Here is a 25,530-nt window from a genome sequence, read left to right as displayed (position 1 = left end):
CAGCGGATCCCAAGGCGACTGGTTCACGAACTGCTGCAGGGCCTGCATGTTCCCGTCCGGCAGCCGCTCGGCCATCGGCTGGATCGACTTGCGCCGGCCGTCCAGCATCAGACCCCGCAGATAACACGCGCCCCACCGCCGCTGATCCCGCCGCGGCAACGAGGCGAACACATCGGCAACGAACTCCGATAACTCACCCCGGAGCCGTTCCACCTCCCCCAGCCTCATACCAGAGAAGATGCCCACCACCAGGCGAGATCACCCCACGTAACGAAGCACTAATAGAGGTCATCCGGCCCAAAGCACCGCGCATGGCCGAGCGGCTCACCGACGACGTCTTCGCCGCCCTCGACGAGCAGACCGTCACCGTCCCGGGCACCGGCACCCTCGACGTGATCGTGCCGTCTCTGGCGAAGTCGCTGGCCGCCGTCCATGAGCAACGCCGGGCCCTGGAGGCCCGGATCGCAGCCCTGCTGGAGGCCCACCCTCTTTCGAAGGTCCTGACCTCGATGCCCGGCATCGGCGTCAGGACCGCCGCAGTCCTCCTGACCACCGTCGGCGACGCCAGCACCTTCCCCACCGCCGGCCACCTGGCCTCCTACGCCGGCCTCGTTTTCACCACCAAGCAGTCGGGGACCTCGATCCACGGCGAACACGCACCCAGAGGCGGAAACCGACAGCTCAAACGCGCGATGTTCCTCTCCGCGTTCGCAGCCCTCCACGACCCCGCCTCCCGCACCTACTACGACCGCTGCCGAGCCCGCGGCAAAACCCGCACCCAGGCCCTCCTCCGCCTCGCCCGCCACCGCATCAGCGTTCTGTTCGCCATGCTCCGCGACGGAACCTTCTACGAACTCAGAAGCCCCCGCACCGCTTGACGAAAGACATAGAGGCACCCCCCCGGGGGGAGGACCCACCACTCCTGTCGCCCGGCGCACCGTGACGACGGGGTGGCGGGCGCGCGCCGGCAGGGCCTCGCTCACCGGCCCCGGCGGCCTCCGGACCTGCCACCGTCGCCCTGGAAGCGGCGACCGGCAGCCGATCCGACGTGTTCGCTTCGAGCAGGACGTCACTCGTCGCGACGCGGCCGGGCCGCTCGTTCGGCTACCGTCGATGACGCCGCGGCACCCGGGTCCCGGCCGGGCCGCCTCGTCCGGTGGTCCGGCAGCCCTCGAGCTGGACGTACGGGCGGCTGACGGGACCGGGACGACGGACGAGGGAGAGTTCCGCGCCGTCACGAGGGCATAGAGAAGAACGGATCGGCAAACATTACAGGACAGCCACGCGGCGGAGGCGGGACCGAGGCGGCGCGGCCACGAGGAGGCCCAGACATGGCAGGCGCGAAGGACACGGGTACCGGCCACGGGAAGCCCCGGAAAGCGCCTCCCCGTCGGGTCGTCCCGGCCCTCGAAGTCATCAGGGCCGGAGCGTACGTGGTCGATGAGCAGGGCCGCATCATCGACGCCAACACCCGCGCCGAGAACCTGCTCGGCCGCCGGGTCGAGAGCATGGCCGGCCAGGACGCCCACGACCTACTGCACCGAGGACCTCACGGCGAGCAGATTCCGGCCACGCGCTGCGCCATGCGGCTGGCCTTCCACGCCGGGCATCCTGCACAGGGAGAGAGCGACTACTTCGCCCGCGCGGACGGCTCCGTCCTGGCCGTCTCCTGGTTCATCACGCCGTACACCGTGAACGAGGACGACACCCACACGCTCGTCATCTTCCATCCACGTGAGCAGGTGCAGCCGGCCGGGCCGGACGCACAGCAGGCGGAGCCCATGAGTGAACTCGAACGCCTGGCCCTGCTGGCCGAGACCACCACCCAGGTGACCGCCACCCTCAACGTCGACGAGACGCTGCGCCGACTGGTGTCCCTGGTCCTGCCCCGGCTCGCGGACTGGGCCGTCATCGACCTGATCACCGAGCACGACGAGGTGTGGCGGACTTCCGTGGTGCATGTCGACGGGGACCGCATCGTGCACCGTGAGGACCTCGAAGGGCCGATGCCTCCTGTGCCCGAGGAATCGCCGATGCCCCTCTCCCGCGCCCTGCGGGGTGTCGCCTCCGCCATCGCCGGACCCGGAACGTACCGGCGCGCCCCGGACTCCGGCATCGCCGTCGAGCAGCGTCGTCTGTTCGAGGCCACCGGCATCCACTCCGCCGCCATCGTGCCCCTCCGAGGGACCCGGGAGATCCTGGGAGCCCTCACCCTGGGCCGGGCCGACAAACCGGGGGAGTTCTCCACCTACGACCTGCCCCTGATCGAGGACATCGCACGCCGGGCGAGCCTGGCCCTCGACAACGCGCGCCTGTACCAGCGCCAGCGCGCGGTGGCCGAGACGATGCAGAACCATCTGCTGCCCCAGATGCCGCGCGTCCCCGGGCTGCAGATGGCCGTCCGCTATCTACCCGCCCCCGACGCCTCCCAGGTCGGCGGGGACTGGTACGACGCCTTCACCCTGTCCGACGGCGCCACCGCGCTGGCCATCGGCGACGTCGTCGGCCACGATCTGGAGGCCGCGGCCGGAATGGCCCAGCTGCGCAACATGCTCCGCGCCTACGCCTGGTCGCAGCAGGAGCCCCCCAGCCTCATCGTGGAGCGCCTCGACGAGGCGATCATGCCCATCACCGACGTCTCCATGGCGACACTCGTCTTCGCCCGCCTCATCAAGACGGACGACGGGGCCTGGCAGCTCTCCTGGACCAACGCGGGTCACCCCCCGCCCCTGCTCGTCACCCGCACCGGCCTCACCGAGTACCTCACCGACGGGCACAGTCTCCTGCTCGGCACGGGCTTGAGCCGGTCCCGCCCCGATGCGAGGATCCTGCTGCCTCCGGGGTGCACTCTTCTCCTCTACACGGACGGGCTCATCGAAGCGCCCGGCCGCACCCTCGACGAGGGTCTGGACCGGCTGCGCCAGCACGCCGCAGCCCTCGCCCACCGGCCCCTGCCGTCCTTCGCCGACCAACTGCTGCGCCGAGTCCAGCCGCCCGGGCTGGACGACGTGGCCCTCCTGACACTGCGCACACCGACCCGGGCGGACGCCCGCACCGCGGAGTCCTCCGACGTCGCCGGGAGAGTTCCGTGAGACGAGCGCGGCGCTGATGCGTCGCCCACACACCGCCCCGTCTCGGCATCCGCACCGCCGTTCCGGGAACCCGCCGTCCGTCCTGTCCCGACGAGCGGAAGAGGCCATGACGAACACACCAGAGGACCGAAACCACACCGGCTTCTGCAAGGCCTGCGGCACCCCCGCTGGAGACGGGAACCTGTGCGAGCACTGCAGCGCCGTGCTGGAACTCCCGGACGACGCCGGACTGACGGAGGACCAGGGCGCGGCGGTCCGCCGGAACTTCGAAGACCGCGACGCGTAGCGGACGGCTTGTGGCGGGGCCCAGAGCCCCGCCACAAGCCGTTACACACACGTTGAGGAGGACTTCACCCGTGACCGCTCCTACTGAGGTTTTCGGATTGTCGTCGGGTGGTGACGGTTCATGATCCCTGCGGTATGCCGATGGGATGCGGTATCCGGAGGGTGGGGGCCTGACCGCTGAGCGTCGGGCGTTTCGGGAGAGGATCCGGCTCCAGGCCGACGCGCGTTTCGCGGCGGGTGAGAAGACCGCAGTGATCGCGAAGGACCTGCGGGTGAGTGTGCGGTCGGTGGAGCGCTGGCGCCGGGCCTGGCGCGAGGGCGGCATGGAGGCTTTACGCTCCGCGGGCCCGGCCAACTCCCCGACCGTTACCGATGCCCAGTTTGCGATGCTCGAGGATGAACTCGGCAAGGGTCCGTCAGCGCACGGCTTCGTCGATGAGCGTTGGACTCTGGCCCGGGTCCAGACGGTGATCCGCCGTCGTCTGCAAGTGAGCCTGTCGGTGGCGACGGTATGGCGGCTGCTGAAGCGGCACGGCTGGTCCTGGCAGGCACCTGCCCGCCGTGCACTCGAACGCGACGAGCACGCGGTGGAGCTGTGGAAGAAGGAGGTGTGGCCGCAGGTAAAAGTCTCGCGGCGGCGTCCGGGGCGTGGATCGTCTTCGAGGACGAGGCCGGATTCTCGATGACTCCGCCCCGGGCCCGGACCTGGGGACGACGTGGCCACACGCCCGTTATCCGCGTTCGGGGAAGATCCCGCCGCAGACTTCGGCCGCCGCGCTGTGCTGCTACAAACCCGCCAACCCCTCGATCCGTCCGGCTCCCGCGGCCGGTCCCTGGTGGAACCCGGGGGTGGTGCTGACGCACGTCACCCCGTCGCTCAACGGAATCCGAGGTGCGGTCCGGTGCCGGCCGGTTCTCCGCCGGCGGCCCGCATTGCAGTGGCGACGGCCGCATCGGCCGTGTGCGGGGGACACGGGTCCACGTCGCGGTGTCCCCTGCAGGCGGAAGACCCTCGGCCCCCACAGCTGCCACGAGCCGGAGACCGGGAAGACCGCCCAGGTGGGCCGGACCGCCGGCGGCGGGACGGCGGCGGGACGGCGGCGGGTGGTGGGCCGGGCATGGCTCGTGGAGCGCACCGGGGCGTCGGCGGCCACGGTGAACCGTCGGCGCGTCCAGCGCGGGCGCCACCCGGACCACGGCGGCCAGGGGACGGCCGGGGAGATCAGGGCGGCGGGCACGGCCGCGCCCGGCGTGACCGTGTGCGCCGTGCTTCAGCCAGGGCCGCGTCGGCACGGACGGGTGGCCCTACGGATGCGGGTGAGCCGAAACGCGGTGATGGTGGAAAGGCTGCGGCAGGACTACCGACACGATGGGCGGATGCGGCGATGGACAAGACGGAGCTCCTCGACTTGACGGCACGCCGTCTCGCACGGGCCTCGGGCGGGGGTGAATCGGGCAGCGAGGACGTTCCACGCGTCTTCGACGCCCTTTTCGGCACCGTCGAGAATCCCGGAACGATCGCCGAAGCACTGAAGTCCAAGGGGACGGTCAACCTGGGCAGCTTCGGCAGCCTGGCCCAGGAGGACGGCACGGCTTCCTTCCGGCCGGGCAAGGCGCTGACCGAGTACCTGCGTGGCGAGGTCGGATGAGCGCCCCGCACATCAGCGTGCGCAGCGGGCTCCTGTCGAGCGGCTCATGGCACGGCTGACACTCGACGTCACCGGTCCGGCGACGCCCGCCACCGTCTGGGAGCGCTATGTGCGCGTGGACCGGTGGGCGTCCTGGTCACCGCAGATCAGGGGCGTCCACACCGACGTCCTGTGCATAACACCAGCGCTCCAAGGGACGGTCGAATCGTTCGCGGGGCTACGGATTCCCTTCGTCGTCGAAAGCGTCGATCACCGGCATCGGACATGGGCGTGGAGGGTCCGGCTGGGGCCAGTTCGACTGCGCCTCCACCACGCCGTACGGCCCGATCCGCAGGGCAGCGCCGCAAGCGTCACCCTGCACGGCCCGATGCCCGTTCTGGCGGGCTACGCGCCGCTGGCACGAGTCGCTCTCAGGCGTTTGGTGCGGCCCTGAACCTGGCCGCGGCGCGGACACGGCGATCCGGTCAGGATCGGAGCGAGGACGGGGCAACCGTCACGGAGGCGGCAGGGACAGGCCGGCGCAGTCGTCACCAGTGCGGCCACGGGCCAGGACCAGGCTCTCCCTCCGCGCCCAGGCCGCCGAGGCGGGCCGGCAGCCGCGCCTGATCACCTGCTCGCGCCGGCCGTCCCGCCCGCCGTCGTCCGGGACCGGTCCGCAACGTGATGGTGTCCATCACCGCACTCACCGCCATGGCCGCACTGGTGTGGGGTCTCGTCGCCTGACGACGTCGGTCACCACCGGATGGCTCGTCGGCACCGGTCCGCCGGTGTCCGGCAGTGAGGGATGCGGTGTGCCGCGGCCGGCGCCGCCTGGTCGGCGGTGCGGGCCCCGGTCGTTCCGCACGGCGCGCCCGTGACGGATTCTCTGTACGTCGGCGTAGGCGGAACATGCGGGCATCGGCACCGCTGCACGGGGGACTCTGCCTTCAGGCGAGGTCGGCAGCGTTCTCCCTGGGGGCCGCCCCCGCTAATGCTTCCCCGGTCCAGACCTGGGGCCGGGGAAGCCGCCTCGGGCCTGTCACACGGTGCCCGTTTCGCACACCCGGCGGGCGACCTCACGGAGCTTGATGTTGTGGTCCTGCGAGTAGCGGCGCAGCACGTCGAAGGCCTGCTGTTCGGCGAGGTGGCGGCTGCCCATGAGGATGCCCATCGCCTCGCCGATGGTGTGGCGGGTGGCGACGGCCTGGTCCATCTGGGCGTGGGTGCGGGCGCCGGCCAGGGCGACGGCGGCGTGGGAGGCCAGCAGCCAGCCGGCCGTCTCGCTGTTCTCGGTGAAGGCACCGGGCTTGCGGGAGTACAGGTCGAGAGCACCGAGCTCTTCGTCCTCGGTGTAGAGCAGGAAACCCATCATGCTGCCCACCCCGAGGTCATGGGCCTGAGGCACGAAGGCGGGCCAGCGGGGCTCTTCCCGGGTGAAGTCCGTGATGCGGTAGACCCGCTCGCCGGTCTTGGTACGGGCGGCATCGAAGCACGGCCCCTCCCCCAGCCGTTCCTGCAACCGGTCACTGTCGACGACCAGCTGCCCGGTCGGTGCGAGAGAACGCACCTTGCTGCCGCTCAGGACGAGGATGCCGGACTCGTCACAGCCCTCGACCAGCTCGGTCGCCGCCCCGGTGATCCGCGTCAGCGTGTCCTCCACGGACTCCTGCGCCAGCAGATCCCGCGCCAGAGACGCCATCTGCTGAGCGAACCCACGCCAGTCCATCCGCCCTCCTCCCGCGCCCCGTGAGAATCGAGGGCGCTTGCCCCAGCGTCGCACACGGTGATCCAGCCGCCTTGGCATCCGCACCCGCCGACCAGGCCGCCCGTGGCGTCGAGGCGGTGACATCGAAAAGGGAGCGTTGTCCCAGCCGACGCGGTTCGCACCGGCTGGGACCGCTGGGCATGAACGGCACGGTGGCGCCAGGCGCCCGGCCGGAGAAGTCCTGAGCCGAACGACCACGGCTGCTGCCCGCTGCGAGGACGCCGGACAGGTACGGACGGTCGATGCCACTCCTCACCCCCTGGTGGGAGTCGGCGGCGATGTGGTCCGGTCCGCTCAGGATGCGCACCCGTACTTCTCCGCACCGTTCGCACAGCCGGCGGGCGGCAGCCCCGTACGGGTTCTCAGCGCGTGCGGAAGGCCTGTGCGTCGCGGGCGCTGTCGGGTCCTTCCGGTTCGTGGGCTCAGCCCGCCGTCCTCGTGCTCCGTGCCCTTCGTCTCTGCGCCGGCGTCATGGCGGTGAGGGACCCTTCCTGCTCGTTCGGTCGCAGGCGCTCGATCATGTAGCCGCCGGTGCCGGGGGCCCGGGTCACCCCGTGCGTCTCGCCGCCGAAGCCGTCTCGATCCGCCGCCCGACCCGGACCGTCTCCCGGCGGTGGCACCTCCTGCTTCCGGATGTTCCTCACCGCCGCCAACACCGTGCCCTCGGCCATGCCGCCGCCCCCTTGTCCGGTGGCCCGCGGCCACCTGCTGCCGGTGTTCACCGGGCTGCGCGCGCAAGATCTGCCGATGGGCGGTCGAACGACCCCAAGGGGTGGGAGCCCGGACCGCGCTTTGAGGCCGGCGAGCCGTCGGGGGGCCCAGGCGCCGAGCGGCGTCGGGCCAGAACGGTGGTCTCGGCCCGCCCCGGGGAGGGCCGCAGGGGTGGCCCGGCAGGGTGGACCGCTGGATGCCGGGGGACTCAGGGAAGCGGTGTCCCACCTGTCGCGTTGACGATCTCCGCCGTGATGTACGACGCCTCCTGCGAAGCGAGGAACACGTACGCGGGCGCCATCTCGGCCGGTTGCGCGGGCCGCCCGATCGGCGCCTGCTTGCCGAACTCCGTCGTGTCCGGCAGCGTCGCGGGGATCAGCGGGGTCCACACCGGTCCCGGCGCCACGGCGTTCACGCGGATGCCCCGGTCGATCAGCATCTGCGCGAGCCCTTGCGTGAAGGTGACGATCGCGCTCTTGGTCATCGCGTAGTCCAGCAGATGCGGGCTGGGTTTGTACGCCTGCACCGAGGCGCTGTTGATGACGCTGCCGCCCTGCGGAATGTGCGGCACGGCGTGCTTGGTCACCCAGAACATGCCGTACAGATTGGTGCGCATGACCCGGTCGAACTGCTCGGTGGAGATGGCCTCGATGCCGTCCGGCTGGGACATCTGGTAGGCCGCGTTGTTCACCAGGATGTCGATCCTGCCGAATTCCTCCACCGCCCGCCCGACCAGCGTCCGGCAGTTGTCCTCCTCGCGGATGTCCACCGACAGGGGGACGGCCCTGCGGCCCGCCTGCTCCACCCAGCGCGCGGTCTCGGCTGCCTCGTCCTTCTCGCTGTCGAGGTGGGTGAACAGCACGTCGGCGCCCTCGCGGGCGAACGCCAGGGCGACGGCCCGCCCGATGCCGGAGTCGCCGCCGGTGATCACGGCCTTGCGGCCCGCCAGCCGCCCGGTGCCGCGGTACGACTCCTCACCGTGGTCGGGCGGCGGGTCCATCGGCCCGCTCCAGCCGGGATGCGGCTGTTCCTGGGCGGGGAAGTCGGGCTGCGGGTACTGTTCCGCGGGGTGCTGCGGATCGTTCACGGTTCGCCTTTCCTCGTGCTCTTCGTTCGCTCACCACCGGTGGGAGCCGACCGGCGTACCGCTCGCGCTCCCGCGGCACGGACCGTGCCGCGGGAGTACCCGGGGGGCGGGGATGCATGCCGGGACCGCGGGGGCGGATGCAGGCACCTCCGGCTTTTCTCGGGGCCCTGCGCGCAGGTCGCTCACGTCCCGGTGACCGTACGGTTCGCGTACACGAGACGTACACGAACGAAGTCGCGGAGGCGGAGGGGCACACCTCAAGGGGGTCCCCCTTCCCCACTCATGTCGAGCCGACGGCGATGTAGGCGAGAAGGAGGCGCGGACCGACGTGGCGCCCCCTCCCGAACGTCCCCTGCACGCGGGCCGGAACCAGCCCCGCGAAGGCGAGGCCCGTACCGAGGAGGCCGGCGACGACGGCGAGCATCAGCTGTCCTGCCCGTCGAGGAGGTCGTGTGCGGCGACACGGTTGTCGCGTGTTCGTGTCGCGCTGTCAGGGGACGAGGACGATCCGGCCGCGGACGCCGCCCTCCGCCATCGCCCGGTAGGCGTCGGCCGCCTTGTCGAGCGGCACAACGGCATGGACGCGAGCCGGCAGTTCCCCCGCCGCCACCCGCGCGAGCAAGCCGGCGAGCAGCGGACCGTCGGGACGGGCGAAGATGACCTCGACGGTGATGCCGCGCTCCTCGGGAAGCCTCGCAGCGGGCTGCACGCCGACGAAACGACCACCGTCGCGCACCGCCCGGAGGGCGGGTTCCTGCAGGGCTCCGGCGTCGGCCACGGCGTCCCAGCCCTGGCCGAGGTCGGTGGCGAAGTCGACGCCCAGGCTCCGGACGAACTGTTCGTCGGCCGCTCGGGCCAGTCCGGTCACCTGCCAGCCGCGGTCCTGGGCCAGCACGGCGGCGTGCGCGCCCACCGCACCGGCCGCGCCGGTCACCAGCAGGCGCCGGGCCTGGCTCGGCACGTCGCCGAGGAGGTCGACGACCTGGGCTGCGGCGGTGGCGTTGAGCGGCACCGTCGCAGCTGCGGCCAGGTCGACTCCGTCCGGTACGACGGCGACGTTCGCGGCGAGGACGAGGATGTGTTCGGCGTGGGAACCGTGGTCGCGGTCGAAACCGTCGAGGAACCCGGCCACACGGGTGTCGGCCGACAGCTCGACGCCGGGCCCGGTGGCCTCGACGGTGCCGGCGAAGTCCCAGCCGAGACCGGTCCAGTCCGGCTGGTGGACCATTCCGAGCCGGTGGAAGACCCCCCCGGCCACGCCCAGGTCGACCGGGTTGACCGCTGCCGCGGCGATCTTGACGCGGATCTCCCCCGGCCCCGGCTCGGCCACCGGCACGTCGACGGTCTCGACCGCCTCGGGCCCGGACGGAACGCGCACCACGACTCGCCGAGAAGTCGTCTCACTCATCATCTGCTCCTTTTCTGCGGGGTCTTGCCGTCCCCGTGTTGGAACACCAGCATGGAAGAACCCCGTTTCCAAGGGGAAGCAGCCACCTTGAAGTGCGTAAGTCACCGAGCTGAGGAGATGACTGACCGATGGCGACCAGCACCGCGTCCGAGCGGCGGGCCGTGGCCAAGCGGGAGTACGACGCGTTCCTCGCGATGTGCCCCAGCCGACAGCTCCTGGAGCGAATCTCCGACAAGTGGGTCGCCCTCGTACTCGCCGCGCTCGGCGGGGACGGCCCGCGTCCCGGGCAGAGCACTGCCGGCGAACCGCGGGCCATGCGCTTCTCCGAGCTGTCCCGCCGGATCTCGGGCGTGAGCCAGAAGATGCTTACGCAGACATTGCGCGCACTCGAGCGCGACGGAATGGTGACCAGGACCGTGACCCCCACGGTGCCCGTCACCGTCACTTACGAACTCACCGCTCTCGGCCACTCGCTCCAGGGAGTCATGCGGGGGATCAAGGAATGGGCGGAGGGTCACATGGAGGAAGTGCTCACTCATCGCCACGAGTACGACCACAGACAAGTCGGGGCGGCCGATTGAATCTCCGCCGCGGTGCCGGGAGCAGCGTGTGACCACGGCCGGGGGCTGCGGGGCCGCAGGGCCGCGGCATGCAACCTCGGCTAGTCTTCTGAGTCAGGAATTCTGTTCAGATGTGCAGGGCTGCCTGGTGGTGCGTACTGGGCGGCCGAAGGCCGAGTTGACCTTGTCGGATGAGGAGCGGGCTGCGCTGGAGGGATGGGTGCGGCGCCGTTCCACTTTGCGGGCGTGGGCTTTGCGGTGCCGGATCATCCTGGCGTGCGCGACCGGTGCGTCGAACAAGGACGTGGCCGCCCAGCTCGGTTCGACACCGCATGCGGTGGGCCGCTGGCGGAAGCGGTTCGTCGAGCACCGGATCGCCGGCCTGGGTGACATGCCGCGTCCCGGCGGCCCGAGGACGGTCACCGACGAGCAGGTGGCCGCGGTGGTTACCAAGACGTTGGAGTCGACGCCGAAGAATGCCACGCACTGGTCGACGCGGGCGATGGCGAAGGAGATGGGTCTGTCGCAGTCGGGCCTTGATCCAAGGCCCGACTACCACAAGGGGGTGGATGCTGAGCAGACCAACTACAACGGCACCTCGCGCACCGCCAGGTCCACTTTCACCTCCGAGGTGACCGGCAAGATCGGTATCGCCTACAGCGGTGAACTGAAGGTCGGAGGCTCGGCCGCGGTCGTCGAGATCGAGGGAAAGTTCGGCGTCGAGCTGTCCGTGGAGCTGACGGCGAAGCTGGGCAGCACCATCGCGGTCGACACTCCGTCGAAGCACAGCACCCACGCCCGTTACGGCGTCTACCGGCTCAAGTCCTACGGCTACAGTCAGTACCTGTACGCCAACTGCACCATAGGCGTGAAGAAGAACGTGACCATCTACACGCCCCGCCGGGTCGGCTGGGTGCTGTGGGAGACCAGGTGAGCGCGCGCCACGCAGCGGTGGCGTCGGCTCTTCTGCTGCTGATGGCGGTGGGCTGCACCTCTGGCGAGAGCGCAGACGAGGCTTCCGCGCCCTCGGCGTCCAGCACATCGAGGCCTACGCCCAGTCCGCCAAGCGTTGCAGTCACGCCCCCAGCGCTTGATCTCGAAGCCGGTGAAGTCTTCGCCGGCCGGCATGGTGCGACGCGCGGCAACGCGAGCTTCTCCTACGACGCCGGCCCGCAGGGAAAGGCACTCGTCGTAGCCGTCAGCTGTCTGGGCACCGGCACTATCAAGGTCACGGTGCCCGTCCTGGGAACGGATTTCCCGCTGGAGTGCGGCACAGGCGAACCCGCCGTCACGTACAACCAACTCGCCGTGCAAGCCGCCCACCGGGCCGGCACAGTAACCGTCACCGCACCATCGACCGCCACCTGGGCGATCACCGTCGGACGCGGCAGCACCGCTGAACAGGAGTCCCCCACACCGGGATGACGTGCTTGTCCAATCCGTCCCGCCGACGGCCGACCTCAGAACCATCGGGGCCGGCCGTCGCCGGTGTCCAGGTCGGCGCCGACCGTCTCACCTCGGCCGCGCCGCTCCCCGGACTGCAGGAGCCTGACAGTCAGGCCAGCACGACGCGACTCTCGTCCTTGCGATCACCAGATACCTTGACGCCTCGGTCGCGCAGCCCGACGACGGCGGCCGCCAGGTAGGTGGAGTACGGAACGGGGGCGTAGCGGCCGCGAAGCGGCGTCCTTCCTCACCCATTCCGTACAGCGGGCCCCGGGGACGTCATGGCAGATCCCCGGGACCCGTGGTGTGGAGGACGAGGGGTCCGTGGGGGCTTCAGGGGATCATCACGCAGTGGTTCTCGATGACCCGGCCGCCGCGGTCGAGGCCGCCGCAGACGGCCAGCCTCGGGTACGCCCTGATCTCCCGGTCGACGACGAACCGCCACCGCGAGGCGTTCGCCTTGCTTGCCCGGTAGTCGCCGACGAACGCGCGCAGCGTCCCCGGCAGGCCGTCCCGCGTGGTGACGGTGATGTCCTGGACGTAGTCGCGGCCCTGGTAGGCGGTGGCGACGCAGATGTACGTGCCGCAGGTGGACTTCACTTCGGCACTCGCAGGCGCCGCGGTTGCCAGCAGCAGCCCGCCGGCGACGGTGAGGGAAGCCGTGAGAGTGGCGATCCGCTCCCCTGTCCTTCGTGCTGTGATCATGAGTCTCTCCTTGTTCGCGTGCACGGTCTCACCCCGCCGGTTGCGGGGCCGACTCGTATGTCACGGTCTGCTCCGGGCAGTCGGCCGTCGTCCGGCCAGGGCTGCCGCCTCCGCGTCATCGGCGGCAAGGCTCCAGTGGAGGTGTCTGCGAGACGTGGGTGGGAGCAGTGGTGGTGGGGGGCGGGACGGCGAGAGTGGCGGCGGCCAGGCCGCGCAGCAAGCGGTGAGCATGGGCTGTTGGTAACGGCACGTGAGGGGGCGCTGTCGGGGGTTCGGTGAGTGCGCCCCCCGTGTGGGTGCAATGGTCGTACCGGCCGGCGACCACCGGTGTCCTTCCGCGCGGTGCCGGGGACGGGATGCCGTGACACGGCTGTCAGCAGCGCCACGGCATCCCCATGTGGGGCACACACGAGGCACGGACTGGATGCCCTCCTGGCGCTGCCACGTCACGTCCCCGAACGGGTACCGCAGCCACGGACACGCCGCTCGCGCCCGTGCCGTACGCGTTGCCGAGGCGGCCGGCGCGGGTCGCCGGGCCGTGGAGGAGGGGTGCGGCGAGGGCTGTGGCGGCCTGCTCCGTGCACCGGCGGGCGGCCGCTTCGATCTCGGCGACCTTGTGCCGGACGTCGGGAGCCTCGCACAGGGCGCGGAACTCCTCGTAGGAGAGGGTGGGCTCGTCCTGAGACGGCACGTGGTCGGCGCACTCGATGCCGCAGCACGCCTCGCGCCGATGGTGGCGGCGCGAGGGAGCGGGACGTTTCCCGTCACGGGCGGCACGCCCGGGCCCGAGTCGCAGTACGTGAGCCTCTTCTCGGACATGGCGGGCGTCCGGGCCCTGATCGCGCTGCTCGGCCGGCAGTACGGCTCCTCCGGCGTCCACGCGGCGGGCGTCACCGTGGACGGCCCGGTCGCTCCCGGCCCCGGCTTCGACCCCGACGACATCGCCGGGCACCGCCGAAGGCCCGGGTGGTCCTCTGCCCGCTTCCGGTCGGTTCCCTCAGCGGCTGTCTCCGCGTCGGGCCCGGACACCCCCTCGCCTCAGTCCTCTTCCGTGACCGTGATCGCGCCGCGTGGGCAGGCGAGTGCGGCCTCGTGGACCGAGTCCGCCTGCTCGGGGTCCGGTTCCCCGCACACGACGAACGCCAGGCCCTCGTCGTCGGTCTGGTCGAACACCTCCGGGGCGATCAGCACACAGGTGCCTGCCCCGCAGCACTTCTCGGAGTCCACCGCGATCCTGAGCATGGGCCTGCCGTCACCACTCGACGGGGAGTTCCGCCACGCCGTAGACGATGGCGTCCTGGCGGAAGCGGATGTCGGCCGTCGGCGTCGTGGGCCGGATCTTGGGGAAGCGGCGGAACAACCGGTCGAACACCACGGCGAGTTCGAGCCGTGCGAGGGAGTGGCCGAGGCACTGGTGCGGCCCGAATCCGAAGGCGACGTGGTGACGGGCGCCCCGGGTGACGTCCACCGTGTCGGGGTCGGGGAAGACATCGGGGTCGCGGTTGGCCAGGGACAGCAGCGCGATCACTCCCTCGCCGGCCCGGATGAGCGTGCCGCCGATCTCCGCGTCGGCGACGGCGACACGGGTCATGCCGAGTTGCATGACGGTCTGGTGGCGCAGCAGTTCCTCCACGGCGTCCGCCATGGCCGCGGGACCCCGGGTGGCCCGGGCGAGCTGGTCGGGGTGCTCCATCAGGGTGAGCGCACCGAGACCGATCATGTGGGCGGTGGTCTCGTGGCCGGCGGCGAGCAGCATCCAGGAGATGGTGACCAGTTCCTGGCGGCTGAGGCGGCCCGGCTTGTACTGCTGCTCGACGAGCACGCTGATCAGGTCGTCCTCCGGCTCCTTCTCCTTCTTCGAGACCAGAGCGTCCAGATAGGTGCTCAGACCCGCTTTGGCCGCCGCGAACTGCTCCTGGTCGCTGGAGCCGTCGAAGAGCGTGTTGAGGTAGCCGCCGAAGGTGGCGTGGTCCTCGTGCGGGACGCCCAGCAGGCCGCAGATGACACGGGAGGGAACCGGATAGGCCAGCTCCCGCACGAGGTCGGCCGGTGCGCCGTGGGCGGCCATCCGGTCCAGGCAGTCCTCCACCACCTGCTCCACGAAGGGCCGCATCGCCTCGACCCGTTTGACGGAGAACAACCCGGTCAGCATGCGGCGGTAGTGTGCGTGTTCCTCACCGTCCATGCGGATGAAGGTGCCCTTGAGGACCGGTTCGACGGGCTTGGGGTAGAGGTGGGGGAAGCCGGGGCGGCTCATGTCGGAGCTGAATCGCGGGTCGTCCAGGACCGCGCGTACGTCGGCGTGGCGGGTCAGCAGCCAGGCGGTCTGTCCGCTGGGCAGCGCGACCCTGCTCACGGGGACGGTGGCACGCAGCTCGGCGTAGCGCTCCGGGGGGTCGAAAGGACACGTGCGTGCCGTCAGCGGGAAGTCGAGACTCACTGCATCCTTCATGACCACCTCGTCCGTCCCTTCGGGTGCCTGATCGGCTGTGAGGCTAGACGCGTGCTCGCCCCCGCGGCTGCTCAATACTGAGCAACGGCGACTCAAGTCGCCTACCTCGAGCGGCCGTTGACATTCCACCGAGTTGTCGGTTAGGAGTCTGGGGCGGGACCGCCGCCGCATCTGACGCGGGTTCCACGAGGGTCATCAGCGGCGGGTCCAGGTCCTCTGGCCACGCAGGGAAAGGCGAACCAACTCGGCGAGAACGCATGGAGTTTCCAGCGCCGGGCTCACAGGCTCGGCCGGCCGGATCAAGAACTCAGAACCGCGGGAGATTTCTTGACTGTGACTGCCACTCACGCCAATCAGGGATTCCACGCCTCTGTCCAGTCCGCCCTGCAGCGGATCGGGACCGGAACATCGGTCGTGCGGGTCCCCCGTGGAAAACTCCTGTACGCGGCCGGAAGCCGAGGAAGCAACGTTTATCTGGTTCTCGACGGATACGTCAAGACCACGACGGTGTCCATATCCGGAAAACAGTGCCTGCTGAGCATACATTCACCGGGAGATCTCGTCGGGGAGTCCTGTTTACTCAACAGTGAGCATTACGAGAGCGCCACGGCGATGACTCCGGCGACCTTGCGCAGAATTCCGCAGAGCAGTCTCTTCAAGGCGCTCGACGACCAGGATCTCTACGGTGACTTCCTGCGGCTGCTGACCCGGCGGCTGTGCGAGCAGCAGCAATTCATCACTCATCTGGTGACGGACAACTGCGAGCAGCGCCTGGCTTTCGCGCTGCTGCGGCTGGCCCGGAAAATAGGTGTCCAGCAGCCGGGCGGCCGGGTGGTGATGACGCAGCGCCTCACCCAGGAGGAACTGGCCGGAATGGTGGGCACCACCCGGTCGCGGGTCGGTTTCTTCCTGAAGAACTTTCGCATGCGGGGGATGCTGGAGCCGGGGCCCGGCTCCCTCATGACGGTGAACGTCCCGGAGCTTGTGAAGTTCCTGAACACGCGCGACTGACCTTCAGGGATGCCGGGGTCGAAACCCCGGTCGGGCCGGCCCAGTGCCGTTCCACATAGGCGAGGCAGTCGCCTCGGCCGGCCGGCCCGTGGACGGTTCTCCAGCCCCGCGGAGCCCCGGCGAAAACGGGCTGCAGAGCGTGCTGGCCCAGATCGTTGACCACGACGAGGAACTCCAGCTCGTCGTCCTCGAAGGGGTTCACTGCTCCTCCTGTGTGTCTTTCCTTCCGGCGGTTCCCTCTGCCGGCCAGCACGTTCAGCGCTGCGTCCGCGGCAGGGCGGAGAGGAGAATACTGCTGTTGAACCCGCCGAATCCGAATCCGTTGGACAGCGCGTGGGAGATGTCGGCGGGCACGGCCGCGTCCGTGGTGAACTCCACGCCACGGGCGTCCTTGGGGGGTCTGCCCGGAGTCGGGTGCAGGAAGCCGCCGCGCATCTGGACAGCGACCGCCACGGCTTCCACCACCCCCGCCGCGGTGAGGCAGTGCCCGGTGAGGGCCTTGGTGGCGTTCGCCCACGGGCGTCGGCCGGTGTGGCCGAACACCTCGCCCATCGCGGCCAGTTCGGCGGCGTCTCCCCCGGGGGAGCCGGTGCCGTGGGTGTTGACGTAGGTCACCTGGTCCGGCCGTACTCCGGCGTCGCGCAGCGCGCCCGTCATCGCGGCCGCCTCGGCCCGCGGGTCCGGGGCGGCGGAGCTGGTCGCCGCGAGCCGGGCGTGCGCGCCGTCGACGCGGGCGTAGCCGGGCACCCGGCGGCGGCGCGCCGAGCTCTCGGACTCCAGCACGGCACAGGCCGCCGCCCGGCCCGCGACGAAACCGCTGTGGTCGGGGTCGAAGGGGGGCGCGGCGGGGCCCGGTGCCATCGCGCCGATGTTCAGGTACGCCTGCCGTTCCACGTCGGACAGATCGGCGGGCGCACCGACCACGAGGCAGGCGTCGGCCGCTCCGGAGGCGACCAGCCGTGTGCCCTGCACCAGGGCGAGGTTGCCGCTGGCGGAGGCCGCCCCGACGGTACATCCTTCCCCCTCGACACCGAGCACCTCGCTGAGCACACCCACCTGATCGGTGTCCTGGAGGCGGAGCGCGGACCGCGGTGGCACGAACCGCGGCTTGTGCGCGTACCGGGCGGTGAGCTCGGCGAGCTGCCGCCCGGTGAGGTTGTTGCCCGCCACGACGAGGGCCACCCGGTCCGGCTCCGGGGGCTGTTCGGTCAGCCGGGCGTCGTCCCACGCCTGAAGCGCCGCGGCCACGGCGGCGCGCATCGCGAGGCCGGCGCGCCCGGCCGCCCTCAGCGCCCGGTCCACCGGCAGGCCCGGGCTCCCGCGCAGCGCCTCCAGCGCGCGTTCGGGCGCCTCGTCGTCCAGATCGGCGCGGCCCGGCCCGCCGTCCGCGCCCTGCCGTATCCCGCACCGGCCCTCGCGCAGGGCGGCGGCGAACGCGGCGGCGTCGTCGGCCACGGCGCACAGGACACCGACCCCTGAGATCACCACCGGTTCTCCACGCATCAGCGGTGCTCGTCCATCAGCCGAGCCAGCTCCTCCACCGTCGCGCCGGAGGTGAGCTTCTCCAGCGGCAGGTCGATGTCCAGCTCCTCCAGCACACCGGTGAGGATCTCGGCCCGGTCGATGCTGTTGCAGCCCAGCTCGTCCAGGGTGCGCTCGGGCCTGATCCGGGCGGGATCGGCCTCCGGTACGACGGCCACCGTGTGCCGCCGTATCGTCCGCAGGATCTCGTCGTGGCCGACGGCCGTGGTGTCGCTCATCGCGCAGTGGTTCCTTCCGTGATCCAGTCGTAGTGGCGGTGGTGGTCCTTCACCGAGGTCAGAGCCAGCAGCCGGTCCCGGCCCGGCACCCGGTCCAGCAGTTCCTTCCAGGCGTACGGGTCGATGTCGCGGTCCGCGACCGGTACCAGGCAACTCGTGCTGTGCGGGAGCAGCTCCTCGTACTCGGCGAAGGTGAGGTCGGCGCGGCGCTCCAGCCGCCCCGCGATGTCCAGGGCGGCAAGGGTGCCGGCTGCCGTGTCGCGCACGACCCCGCTGAAGAACTCCGAGGAGCAGCCCGACCCGTAGGAGAACAGCCCGGCCCTGAGCTCGCCCCGCGGGCGCAGGGTGTCGATCGCGCCGGCCAGCGCGAGGTAGAGCGAGCCGGAGAACAGGTTGCCGACGATGTCGGGGTAGCGCAGCGACGGTGCCACGCGGCGGTCGAAGTCCTCGTCGATCCACCGGCGGTCGGGGAGGCCGGCCGCGGGGCCGTCCGGGGGGCCGAACTCCCGTATCAGTCTGCGGTGCGCCGCCCTCACCATGCCCGAGAACGGGGTGTGGAAGACGAGCAGGTCGAACGTGTCGGCCACGTCCGCCTCCGGGACGCGCGCCCGGTAGTCGCCGTAGGCGCCGACCAGGCATTCCAGATAGGCGAGCAGGGACCGGTCGACGTCGGCGATGTCGCGGTCGGGCGTGGGCCGGGCGGTGTCCTGGACCTCGAAGCTGTGGGCGCCCGTCGCCCCGGGATCGAGGGCCAGCACGCGGGGTTCCTCGCCGACCAGCAGGGCCACCGCGCCGGTGCCCGTGGCCGGTTCCGCGTAGGAGGCGCGCGCGTCGGCCAGCGCCACGTCGGTGGCGATGACGAGCGCCTTGGCGCCCGGCTCGGCGGCCACGTACCCGGCGGCGAGCCGCAGGGCGGCGGTGGCCGCGAAGCACGCCTGTTTCGCCTCCAGAAGCCGGCACGCCGGTGACAGCCCCAGGTGGGCGTGCACGTAGGAGGCGACGGACTTGCTGTAGTCCAGCCCCGACTCGGTGGCGGTGATGAGGAAGCCGATGCTGTCCCGGTCCTCGGCGGAGAGCCCCGCCAGCAGCGGCGCGGCGGCGTTGACGGCGTGGGTGACGGGGTCCTCGAAGGGCAGCGCCACGGAGCGTGCCGCCATGCCGACGTTGTCGAAGCGGTCGGGGTCCAGGCCCCGCCCGGCGAACAGCTCGCGCACGGCGATCCTGGCCAGACCGCCGTACACGTTCATGGCGTCGATGCCGATGGGCCGGTCGTTCACGGTCGCCTCCCGGTGCGGTCGAGGAACGCGGCCAGGAGCCGGTTCACCTCGTCGGGGTGGGTGACGCAGGGGAAGTGCCCGGCGTCGGGGATCTCCTCGTAGCTCGCGCCGGGGATCAGTCCGTGCATCAGATGGGCGGTCTTGAGCGGGATGACCGAGTCGTGGCGGCCCTGCACGAGCAGGGTCGGTACGGAGATCTCGGGAAGCCGCTCGCGCAGGTCCGGTTCCCCGGCGAAGAGGTCGAGGTAGCGCAGCCCGGTGCGGGCGTCCATGCTCTCGCTGCGCAGCAGGAGCTCCGTCAGCCGGTCACGGTCCCGGGCGATGCGCGGTGAGCCGGAGCCCGACACGATCCGGTCGAGGTCCTCGGCGACCACCCGCTCCAGCCGGTTCACCCCGCCCTCGCGATTGGCGTACCGGAAGGACCCGCAGATCAGGGTGAGGGATGCGGTCCGCTCCGGGTGGCGCAGGGCGAAGGACTGGGCGAGCAGGCTGCCGAAGGACGCGCCGACCACGTGCACCGGTCCCGTCGCTCCGAGCCGGTCGAGGACCTCGGTCCTGCTGTCCGTGATGCCCGCCAGGCTCAGGTCGGTGGGGGCGGTGCTGGCGCCGACGCCGGGATGGTGGACGACGACGGTCCGGTAACGCCCGGACAGGGCGCGGAACTGCTCGGCGAAGACACCGGCGCCCATGTTGAAGGGGTGCATCAGCAGGACGACGGGGCCGTCGCCGGCCGCGAACACCTCGACGTCGCCGTCCGCCAGCCGCACCACGTGCCGCTCCACGTCCGGCACCGCCTCGGCGAGCAGCCTGGCGTTCTCGTCGGCGGGCGCGTACCCCTCCTCCAGTTCCTCCAGGATGTCGCGCGGCACGGCGGGCCCGGCCGGGGCCCGTGTCCCGCCGTCCGCCGGCCGGTAGACGGCCCGTGCCGGGTCGCCGCCCGTGCCGTCCCCTTCGCCGGCCGGCTCCAGGGCGGTCAGCGGTGGCGGGGACAGGAAGTGCCGGGACAGCCGCCCGGCGAGGTCCGTGATCCCCTTCCGGGGCCAGCCCACGGGCACCGCGAGCCGGATCAGGCCGTCGTCGCCGAGGTGCGGGCCGCCGCGGACCCCGGTGTGCGCGAACAGCCAGGCCAGCACGGACGGGACGGGGTGGCTGAGCTCCGCCGCGCCCGGTACGCGCCGCGCGTCCAGCAGGACGCAGTGGGAGCCGGGGACGTCGACCAGCGGGGCGCCCGCCGATCGCAGGGCCTGCCGCAGGGTGGTGACCGCTGCGAGACGGCGCCGTACGAGCTTGGCGACGCCGTCCAGGTCGAGCAGCGCACGGCGCAGGGTGCGCCGCTCGAGCAGCCCGGCCCAGGGTCCGCGGGCCGTGGTCTCCTCACGCAGCAGGTCCGCGTGTTCGGGCAGCGCGGTCGCGACGAGGCCCCCGTGGTGGACGCCGAAGTCCTTGCCGGCGCTCAACGTGACGGCGTCGGCCTGCGCGAGCAGTTCGCGCGCGGCGTCCCACAGGCCCCGGCCACGCATCGGCTCCTCGTCCTCCACCACGGCCGCGGCGTTCTCCAGCAGCCGGGTGGCGTCCAGCACCAGGGGCACGCCGTGGGCGCGGGTGAGGTCGCGGACCGCGCGCAGCCCTGCGAGGGACAGGGGGACGCCGCCCGCGGCGTTGCAGGTGAGCTCGAGTGCGACGAAGGAGACCGGTGTGCCGGTGTCGGCGAGCGCTGCGGCCAGCGCCTCCGGGTCCACGTCGCCGCCTGCGCCGGTCGTGGGCAGCCGTTCGGGGTGGAAACCGCTCGCGGCGAGGCTGCGCAGCCAGGTCGGGAAGAGACGGTTGTGCGGTACGCGCCCGCGCGCACCCGGCCAGCACCGGCAGAGCAACTCCTCGGCCTGTCGGCCCGACGCGGTCGGAATCACCGTCGGGAACGGCAGCCAGGGCAGGTCGTCCTCCGCGTCGTCGCCACCGAGGGCCGACTCGGACAGTGTGCGCAGCCGCTCGGTCATGAACGCGTCGGCGCGCTCGGACCAGGAGTCGGTCAGCAGGTCGAACGGGACCTCGGAGAAGGGCAGCCGGAGAGGGTTGCACCCGTGCGCGAGCAGCGGGGCGGCGTGGGCACCCGCCAGGGATGCCGGGCCGGCCGGGGTGCGGGACGTGCGCGGTGGGGCGTGCCGCCCGGTGTCCTTCCGGGCGGGGGCGGTGGGCGCGGAGGGCGCGTCGCCGGACCGGGGGCCGGAGGTGGTGGCTCCGGCGGGAGGCGTGGGGGCCGGCAGCGGTCGTGAGGGTGCCCTCCGATCGGCCGGGAGGGGGGCGGGCGAGGGCCGGCCTTTCGGGGCGGCCGCGAGCGGTGACGTCTCGGCCGCAGGCGGCCGGGGCGTGTGCTCGTCGGCGGCGGCCGGTGGGGACACGGGCCGGTCGGCCGGGCCGGCGCCGGGCCGGCCGGTGGGGGTGGTCGTCCGGTGCTCCGGTGTGGCCGGGGGCTCCTGTGCCGTGTGCGGGTCGGCGATCATCAGGATGACGTCCGCCACCGGTGTGCGCGGGCCCTCGGCCGGGCGGCAGAGGTAGAGCGGGGTGTTCACCGGGCGGAACTTGTTCTTGAAGCGGAAGTTGCCGCTGCCGAAGATCCCGGCCTCGTCCAGTTCCCGCAGAGCGCGCTCGGCCTCCGGGTCGGCGTGGGAGGGGTCGCCCAGCCGCACCCCGAAGCTCGCGCCGAAGCTGAACACCTCGACGCCCTCGGAGGCGAGCTGTTCGATGATGCGCACCAGGGCGAACTCCAGTCCGCCCCTCGGCATGTCGGGCGGATAGAACTCCACGTCGAGCAGATAGCCGTTCTCCGCCGGGACACGGGTGACGACGACCGCGTTCACCAGGGCGTCGTCGACGGTGGTGAGGAAGACCCGGTGGTTGTCGCCGAGGCGGCCGTCCAGGAGTTCCCGGCGCACCCTCCACACGTACGGGTTGGTCATCTCCTTCCCGCGCGTCCACGCGTCCACCAGGTCGGCGAGCCGTGCGTCCAGGGCGGGGTCGGAGCCGGAGACGTACTCGGCCGTCCGGCACTCGCCCGCACGGGCGAAGCGCTGCACCATGTTGCGCAGCCGGCTCTTCGCCGACCCGGCGAGGTCGAACCGCCCGATGTCCTCCAGGCGCTGCAGGGCGCCGAACGGGGTGGCCGTGACCCGGTGGCCGCCCACCTCCGTCAGCGGGAGGAGGGAGAGGAAGTTGGGCCGCAGGCCCTCCCCCACGGCGTACTCCACGAACTCCCCGGCCAGCTCGGCGAAGTGGTCGTCGGGGCCCACGTAGCTCCAGGCCAGCAGGTCGTCACCGGACCGGGAGAAGATGAGGTAGCCCCGCCGTCCGGCGCCGAGGAAGGCGAGGGGCGCGATGTCGCGGCCGGCCAGGCCGGTCTCGCGACCGTACCGGCCGAGCAGCCGCTCCAGCAGACCGGCCGTCTCCGCGTCACCGGGGTCGCTGCGCGGCACGATCAGCGGCGTGCCGCCTTCCCCGGCGCCCGGCCTGCGTCCGCTCCGCCCGGCGCCCGCCCCGGGAGAGGGTTGCCGTGCCGCCTCGCCACCGTTCCCGCTCGCCGGTGCCGCCGTGGGCGTGAGCGAGGAGACCGCGTGCTCGCCGTACCGTTCGGCCAGGAAGGCGTGGAGCTCGGCCGGGGTCGGGTGGTCGAACAGCAGGGTCTTGCGCAGGGCCCCGAAGCGGCTCTCCAGCGCGCTGATCGCCCGGAGCATGTCGAAGGAGGTCAGTCCGGCGTCGGTGAAGGCGATGTGCGGGTCGAGGCGACGGTCCAGGAGGCTCTCCAGCAGGGCGAGGAGACCGGTGGGTGCCGTGTCCCGGGGGGTGGCTTCCCCGGCCGCTGACGACTGCTGCGAGCCGGTGGCGGCCGTGGTCCCGGCCCCGGGTTCGGCCGCGTCGGCGGGTGGGGTGGTCCGTGAGCCGGCGACGAGGCGGGCGAGCAGGTCCACCGTGTCGTGTTCGTACAGGTCGGCGGCCGACAGTTCCGTGCCGTACTCCACGTTCAGGGCGCGGGCCAGGTCCATCCGGAAGATGGAGTCGAGGCCGAGGTCGCCGAAGGGCCGCTGCGGGTCCACCTCCTCGGCGGGTGTGCCGAGGATGTCCGCGAGGCGTGAGCGCACCACGTCCGCCACGTCGTCGGGAGCACGGTCCGCGGACGCCGGTCCGGCCTGGGCGACGGCGGTCCGGGCCGCGTCCGGAACGACTGCCGGGGCGGGAGCGGGAGCCGGCCGGGACGTCGCGTGCGCCGTCAGCGGTTGCCGAGCCGGTGGCGCGGGTACTGCCGGGGCCGCGGCCGTGCGGCGGACGGGCGCCAGCCGGACGGGGGCGCGACGCGGCGGGGACGAGGTCACGGGCTGCTCCACGGTGGGTGTCGACGGGACGGTGAACCAGTGGCGTGCGGTGCTCATCGGGAAACTCGGAAGCCGCAGCCGCCGGGGACGCTCGCCTCGTACGGGCGCCAAGGGCACGGCACCCGTCACCCAGGCGGCCGCCAGCGCGTCCACGTCCCGCGGGACCTGTGCGGACGCGGCGTCGGCCCGTGGCGCCGAGGACGCCGCACCGGTCCTCCCCGGCTCCGCGGTCGCGGAGGGATCGGCCGATGGCCGGCGCGTGGCGGTGCCCCGGTGGATTCCGGTGCCGGTTCCGCCGTCGGCGGCAGCCCGCAGGGCGGTGATCAGCTCGGTGCGGCCCGCGGCCACCAGCGCCAGACGTTCGCGCAGTTCGGCGCGTGCGTCGCGCAGGGTCAGCGCCACGTCACGGAGGTCGAGGTCCGGTCGGTCCTCCAGCGCGTCGGCGAGCCGTCCCGCGTAGGTCCGCAACGCGGGCTCCGACGGCGCGGACAGGGGGTACAGCGTTCGCTCGCCGTGCGCCGCGGCCTCCGGGCGTGGCGGCTCCGGCTGCGTCACCCGCTGTTCCAGGACGACGTGCGCGTTGGTGCCGCCGAACCCGAAGGAGCTCACGCCCGCCCGGCGCACGGGGCGGCCGTCCCGCGCCCGGACCACCGGCCACTCGCTGTGCTCGGTGACCAGCCGGAACGGCGAACCCTCGAGCCGCAGGTAGGGGTTGGGGTCCTTCAGGTGCAGCAGGGCGGGCAGTTCGCCGTGCTCCATGGCGAGCAGGACCTTCAGCACGCCCGCGATGCCCGCCGCGGCCTCCAGGTGGCCGATGGCCGTCTTGACGGAGCCGATTCCGGTGACCGGTTCCGTCGGCATCGCGAGCCCGCGCTCGGCGTACAGGGTGCCGAAGGCCTGCTTCAGGCCCTCGATCTCCACGGGGTCGCCGAGCCGGGTTCCGGTGCCGTGGGCCTCGATGTAACCGATCGTGTCCGGCTCGACGTCCGCCTCACGGTGGGCGCGGACCACGGCCTCGGCCTGCGCCCGCGGGCTGGGTGCCGTCAGGGAGGCCGAACGCCCCGTGTGGTTCACGGCGCTGCCCTTGACGACGGCGTAGACGTGGTCGCCGTCGGCCAGGGCCCGGCGCAGCGGCTTCAGCAGCAGTGCCCCGGCTCCTTCACCGCGTACGTAACCGTCGGCGCCCGCGTCGAACGTCCGGCACCGTCCCTCGGCGCTCAGCATGCCCGCCTGCGCGAAGGCGACGAAGACCGCCGGGCTGAGCGTCATGTTGACCCCGCCGACCAGGGCCGCGTCGCACTCCCCCGCCCGCAGCGCGCGCACGGCCCGGTGCAGTGCGACCAGTGCGCTGGAGCAGGCGGTGTCCACGGCCTCGCTGGGCCCGCGCAGGTCCAGCAGGTGGGACACCCGGTTGGCGACGACGGCATGGGCGACGCCCGTGGCCATGTGCGCCTCGGTCGGCACGCCGTGCGCGGTGAGCAGCTCGTCGTAGTCGGAGGTCGCCACGCCCACGAACACGCCCGTGCTGGTGCCCGCCAGGTCGTCGGGGCGCCGCCCGGCGTCCTCGACGGCCCGCCACACGGCCTGGAGGAACAGGCGCTGCTGCGGGTCCATGAGCGCGGCCTCGCGGGGCGATATCCCGAACAGATTGGCGTCGAACGCGGCGATGTCGTCCAGGAACCCGGCCCGTACGTCGCGGGTGCGGGGGTCGGCGAGCAGGTCGGACCGGTCCTCGGGGACCGAGGTGACCAGGTCGTCGCCGGCGGCCAGGTGGGCCCAGAACGTCTCCAGGTCCGGTGAACCGGGGAGGATGCCGGCCATGCCCACGACCGCGATCTCCTCCTCCGGCACCGGCGCGGAGGCGGACCGCTCGGGCACGGGCGCGGGCCGCTCGGGCACGGGCGCGGGCCGCTCGGGCACGGGCGCGGGCCGCTCGGGCGGGCCCGGCAGGGGCGGGGCCGGCATGGGCGGAGCCGCGGGCG

At 72.1% G+C, this 25,530-nt stretch carries 22 protein-coding genes and 2 pseudogenes; 11 read left to right on the top strand and 13 right to left on the bottom strand.

The window, feature by feature from the left end; all coding sequences use genetic code 11:
• Positions 1-228 (bottom strand): transposase (locus JHAT_RS31430; protein ID WP_143660556.1); only part of this gene is annotated, 228 nt, incomplete at its 3' end.
• Between the two features lie 50 nt (positions 229-278).
• On the opposite strand from JHAT_RS31430, the pseudogene JHAT_RS31425 reads away from it, so the two are divergent.
• The 7 genes and pseudogenes from JHAT_RS31425 to JHAT_RS31395 form a co-directional block, all read left to right on the top strand.
• A pseudogene (locus tag JHAT_RS31425) lies at positions 279-878 on the top strand (transposase); the annotation flags it as partial.
• Positions 879-1,331: 453 nt separating this feature from the next.
• Entirely contained in the window at positions 1,332-3,092 is a 1,761-nt protein-coding gene (locus JHAT_RS31420; RefSeq protein ID WP_077801682.1) for a SpoIIE family protein phosphatase, read from the top strand.
• A 106-nt stretch (positions 3,093-3,198) separates the two neighbouring features.
• Positions 3,199-3,378 (top strand): hypothetical protein, encoded by a 180-nt coding sequence (locus JHAT_RS31415; RefSeq protein WP_077801681.1) that lies wholly within the window; start codon positions 3,199-3,201, stop codon positions 3,376-3,378.
• Between the two features lie 145 nt (positions 3,379-3,523).
• On the top strand, positions 3,524-4,063 hold the full coding sequence (locus tag JHAT_RS31410) for a winged helix-turn-helix domain-containing protein (RefSeq protein WP_077801680.1): 540 nt from the start codon (positions 3,524-3,526) through the stop codon (positions 4,061-4,063).
• A pseudogene (locus JHAT_RS35620) lies at positions 4,060-4,199 on the top strand (DDE endonuclease); the annotation flags it as partial. The gene JHAT_RS31410 and the pseudogene JHAT_RS35620, both read left to right, overlap by 4 nt.
• Positions 4,200-4,762: 563 nt before the next feature.
• Complete coding sequence (locus JHAT_RS31400) at positions 4,763-5,026, top strand: hypothetical protein (protein WP_077801679.1); 264 nt, start codon at positions 4,763-4,765, stop codon at positions 5,024-5,026.
• Between the two features lie 46 nt (positions 5,027-5,072).
• A complete protein-coding gene (locus JHAT_RS31395) occupies positions 5,073-5,459 on the top strand; it encodes an SRPBCC family protein (RefSeq protein ID WP_077801678.1) in 387 nt (128 codons plus the stop codon).
• Between the two features lie 585 nt (positions 5,460-6,044).
• Here JHAT_RS31395 and JHAT_RS31390 read toward each other — a convergent pair.
• From JHAT_RS31390 to JHAT_RS31375, 4 genes are all read right to left on the bottom strand, one after another.
• The gene (locus JHAT_RS31390; protein ID WP_077801677.1) at positions 6,045-6,731 is read right to left on the bottom strand and encodes a GAF and ANTAR domain-containing protein; all 687 of its coding nucleotides are present in this window, start codon (positions 6,729-6,731) and stop codon (positions 6,045-6,047) included.
• 958 nt (positions 6,732-7,689) lie between these two features.
• Complete coding sequence (locus JHAT_RS31380) at positions 7,690-8,568, bottom strand: SDR family oxidoreductase (RefSeq protein ID WP_077801675.1); 879 nt, start codon at positions 8,566-8,568, stop codon at positions 7,690-7,692.
• A gap of 280 nt (positions 8,569-8,848) precedes the next feature.
• Positions 8,849-8,992: a hypothetical protein gene (locus tag JHAT_RS34830; protein WP_171991148.1), complete on the bottom strand. Its 144-nt coding sequence runs from the start codon at positions 8,990-8,992 to the stop codon at positions 8,849-8,851.
• Positions 8,993-9,058: 66 nt separating this feature from the next.
• Positions 9,059-9,976, bottom strand: coding sequence for an NADP-dependent oxidoreductase (locus JHAT_RS31375; RefSeq protein ID WP_077801685.1), 918 nt, complete (start codon positions 9,974-9,976; stop codon positions 9,059-9,061).
• A gap of 128 nt (positions 9,977-10,104) precedes the next feature.
• Here JHAT_RS31375 and JHAT_RS31370 point away from each other — a divergent pair, with 128 nt between their 5' ends.
• The 3 genes from JHAT_RS31370 to JHAT_RS35610 all read left to right on the top strand — a co-directional run bounded on the left by JHAT_RS31370 (position 10,105) and on the right by JHAT_RS35610 (position 11,961).
• A complete protein-coding gene (locus tag JHAT_RS31370; protein WP_077801674.1) occupies positions 10,105-10,557 on the top strand; it encodes a helix-turn-helix domain-containing protein in 453 nt (150 codons plus the stop codon).
• Positions 10,558-10,714: 157 nt separating this feature from the next.
• Positions 10,715-11,470 (top strand): helix-turn-helix domain-containing protein, encoded by a 756-nt coding sequence (locus JHAT_RS35615; protein WP_253195668.1) that lies wholly within the window; start codon positions 10,715-10,717, stop codon positions 11,468-11,470.
• Entirely contained in the window at positions 11,467-11,961 is a 495-nt protein-coding gene (locus tag JHAT_RS35610; RefSeq protein ID WP_253195667.1) for a hypothetical protein, read from the top strand. Before JHAT_RS35615 ends, JHAT_RS35610 begins: the two co-directional genes overlap by 4 nt.
• A gap of 354 nt (positions 11,962-12,315) precedes the next feature.
• On the opposite strand, the gene JHAT_RS31355 is transcribed toward JHAT_RS35610, so the two are convergent.
• The 3 genes from JHAT_RS31355 to JHAT_RS31335 form a co-directional block, all read right to left on the bottom strand.
• A complete protein-coding gene (locus tag JHAT_RS31355; RefSeq protein WP_077801673.1) occupies positions 12,316-12,687 on the bottom strand; it encodes a hypothetical protein in 372 nt (123 codons plus the stop codon).
• 1,038 nt (positions 12,688-13,725) lie between these two features.
• Entirely contained in the window at positions 13,726-13,929 is a 204-nt protein-coding gene (locus JHAT_RS31340; protein ID WP_077801671.1) for a ferredoxin, read from the bottom strand.
• Positions 13,930-13,939: 10 nt separating this feature from the next.
• Complete coding sequence (locus JHAT_RS31335) at positions 13,940-15,139, bottom strand: cytochrome P450 (protein WP_077801670.1); 1,200 nt, start codon at positions 15,137-15,139, stop codon at positions 13,940-13,942.
• 333 nt (positions 15,140-15,472) lie between these two features.
• On the opposite strand from JHAT_RS31335, the gene JHAT_RS31330 reads away from it, so the two are divergent.
• Positions 15,473-16,150, top strand: coding sequence for a Crp/Fnr family transcriptional regulator (locus tag JHAT_RS31330; RefSeq protein ID WP_143660554.1), 678 nt, complete (start codon positions 15,473-15,475; stop codon positions 16,148-16,150).
• On the opposite strand, the gene JHAT_RS31325 is transcribed toward JHAT_RS31330, so the two are convergent.
• The 5 genes from JHAT_RS31325 to JHAT_RS31305 are packed head-to-tail and all read right to left on the bottom strand — an operon-like array spanning position 16,098 to position 25,513.
• Entirely contained in the window at positions 16,098-16,352 is a 255-nt protein-coding gene (locus tag JHAT_RS31325; RefSeq protein ID WP_077801668.1) for an MbtH family protein, read from the bottom strand. The genes JHAT_RS31330 and JHAT_RS31325 overlap by 53 nt on opposite strands.
• 53 nt (positions 16,353-16,405) lie before the next feature.
• Positions 16,406-17,638, bottom strand: coding sequence for a beta-ketoacyl synthase N-terminal-like domain-containing protein (locus JHAT_RS31320; RefSeq protein ID WP_216353456.1), 1,233 nt, complete (start codon positions 17,636-17,638; stop codon positions 16,406-16,408).
• Between the two features lie 14 nt (positions 17,639-17,652).
• Positions 17,653-17,910, bottom strand: coding sequence for a phosphopantetheine-binding protein (locus tag JHAT_RS31315; RefSeq protein ID WP_077801666.1), 258 nt, complete (start codon positions 17,908-17,910; stop codon positions 17,653-17,655).
• Positions 17,907-19,187, bottom strand: a complete 1,281-nt coding sequence (locus JHAT_RS31310; RefSeq protein WP_253195666.1) for a hydroxymethylglutaryl-CoA synthase family protein — start codon at positions 19,185-19,187, stop codon at positions 17,907-17,909. Before JHAT_RS31310 ends, JHAT_RS31315 begins: the two co-directional genes overlap by 4 nt.
• On the bottom strand, positions 19,184-25,513 hold the full coding sequence (locus tag JHAT_RS31305; RefSeq protein WP_077801665.1) for an alpha/beta fold hydrolase: 6,330 nt from the start codon (positions 25,511-25,513) through the stop codon (positions 19,184-19,186). Before JHAT_RS31305 ends, JHAT_RS31310 begins: the two co-directional genes overlap by 4 nt.
• Positions 25,514-25,530: the final 17 nt, after the last annotated feature.

Source organism: Streptomyces sp. JHA26, assembly GCF_002005565.1.
Classification (GTDB): domain Bacteria; phylum Actinomycetota; class Actinomycetes; order Streptomycetales; family Streptomycetaceae; genus Streptomyces.
The sequence above is the reverse complement of the archived record's forward strand: the minus strand, read 5'-3'. Positions and strand labels throughout refer to the sequence as shown.

What these genes read in the sequence shown, in the direction of transcription:
- JHAT_RS31415 (WP_077801681.1), top strand. Translation starts at nt 3,199, where the DNA reads ATGACGAACACACCAGAGGACCGAAACCACACCGGCTTCTGCAAGGCC.
- JHAT_RS31370 (WP_077801674.1), top strand. Translation starts at nt 10,105, where the DNA reads ATGGCGACCAGCACCGCGTCCGAGCGGCGGGCCGTGGCCAAGCGGGAG.
- JHAT_RS31390 (WP_077801677.1), bottom strand. Translation starts at nt 6,731, where the DNA reads ATGGACTGGCGTGGGTTCGCTCAGCAGATGGCGTCTCTGGCGCGGGAT.
- JHAT_RS34830 (WP_171991148.1), bottom strand. Translation starts at nt 8,992, where the DNA reads ATGCTCGCCGTCGTCGCCGGCCTCCTCGGTACGGGCCTCGCCTTCGCG.
- JHAT_RS31340 (WP_077801671.1), bottom strand. Translation starts at nt 13,929, where the DNA reads ATGCTCAGGATCGCGGTGGACTCCGAGAAGTGCTGCGGGGCAGGCACC.
- JHAT_RS31375 (WP_077801685.1), bottom strand. Translation starts at nt 9,976, where the DNA reads ATGAGTGAGACGACTTCTCGGCGAGTCGTGGTGCGCGTTCCGTCCGGG.
- JHAT_RS31315 (WP_077801666.1), bottom strand. Translation starts at nt 17,910, where the DNA reads ATGAGCGACACCACGGCCGTCGGCCACGACGAGATCCTGCGGACGATA.
- JHAT_RS31400 (WP_077801679.1), top strand. Translation starts at nt 4,763, where the DNA reads ATGGACAAGACGGAGCTCCTCGACTTGACGGCACGCCGTCTCGCACGG.
- JHAT_RS31420 (WP_077801682.1), top strand. Translation starts at nt 1,332, where the DNA reads ATGGCAGGCGCGAAGGACACGGGTACCGGCCACGGGAAGCCCCGGAAA.
- JHAT_RS31305 (WP_077801665.1), bottom strand. Translation starts at nt 25,513, where the DNA reads ATGCCGGCCCCGCCCCTGCCGGGCCCGCCCGAGCGGCCCGCGCCCGTG.
- JHAT_RS31335 (WP_077801670.1), bottom strand. Translation starts at nt 15,139, where the DNA reads ATGAAGGATGCAGTGAGTCTCGACTTCCCGCTGACGGCACGCACGTGT.
- JHAT_RS31395 (WP_077801678.1), top strand. Translation starts at nt 5,073, where the DNA reads ATGGCACGGCTGACACTCGACGTCACCGGTCCGGCGACGCCCGCCACC.
- JHAT_RS31410 (WP_077801680.1), top strand. Translation starts at nt 3,524, where the DNA reads ATGCGGTATCCGGAGGGTGGGGGCCTGACCGCTGAGCGTCGGGCGTTT.
- JHAT_RS31355 (WP_077801673.1), bottom strand. Translation starts at nt 12,687, where the DNA reads ATGATCACAGCACGAAGGACAGGGGAGCGGATCGCCACTCTCACGGCT.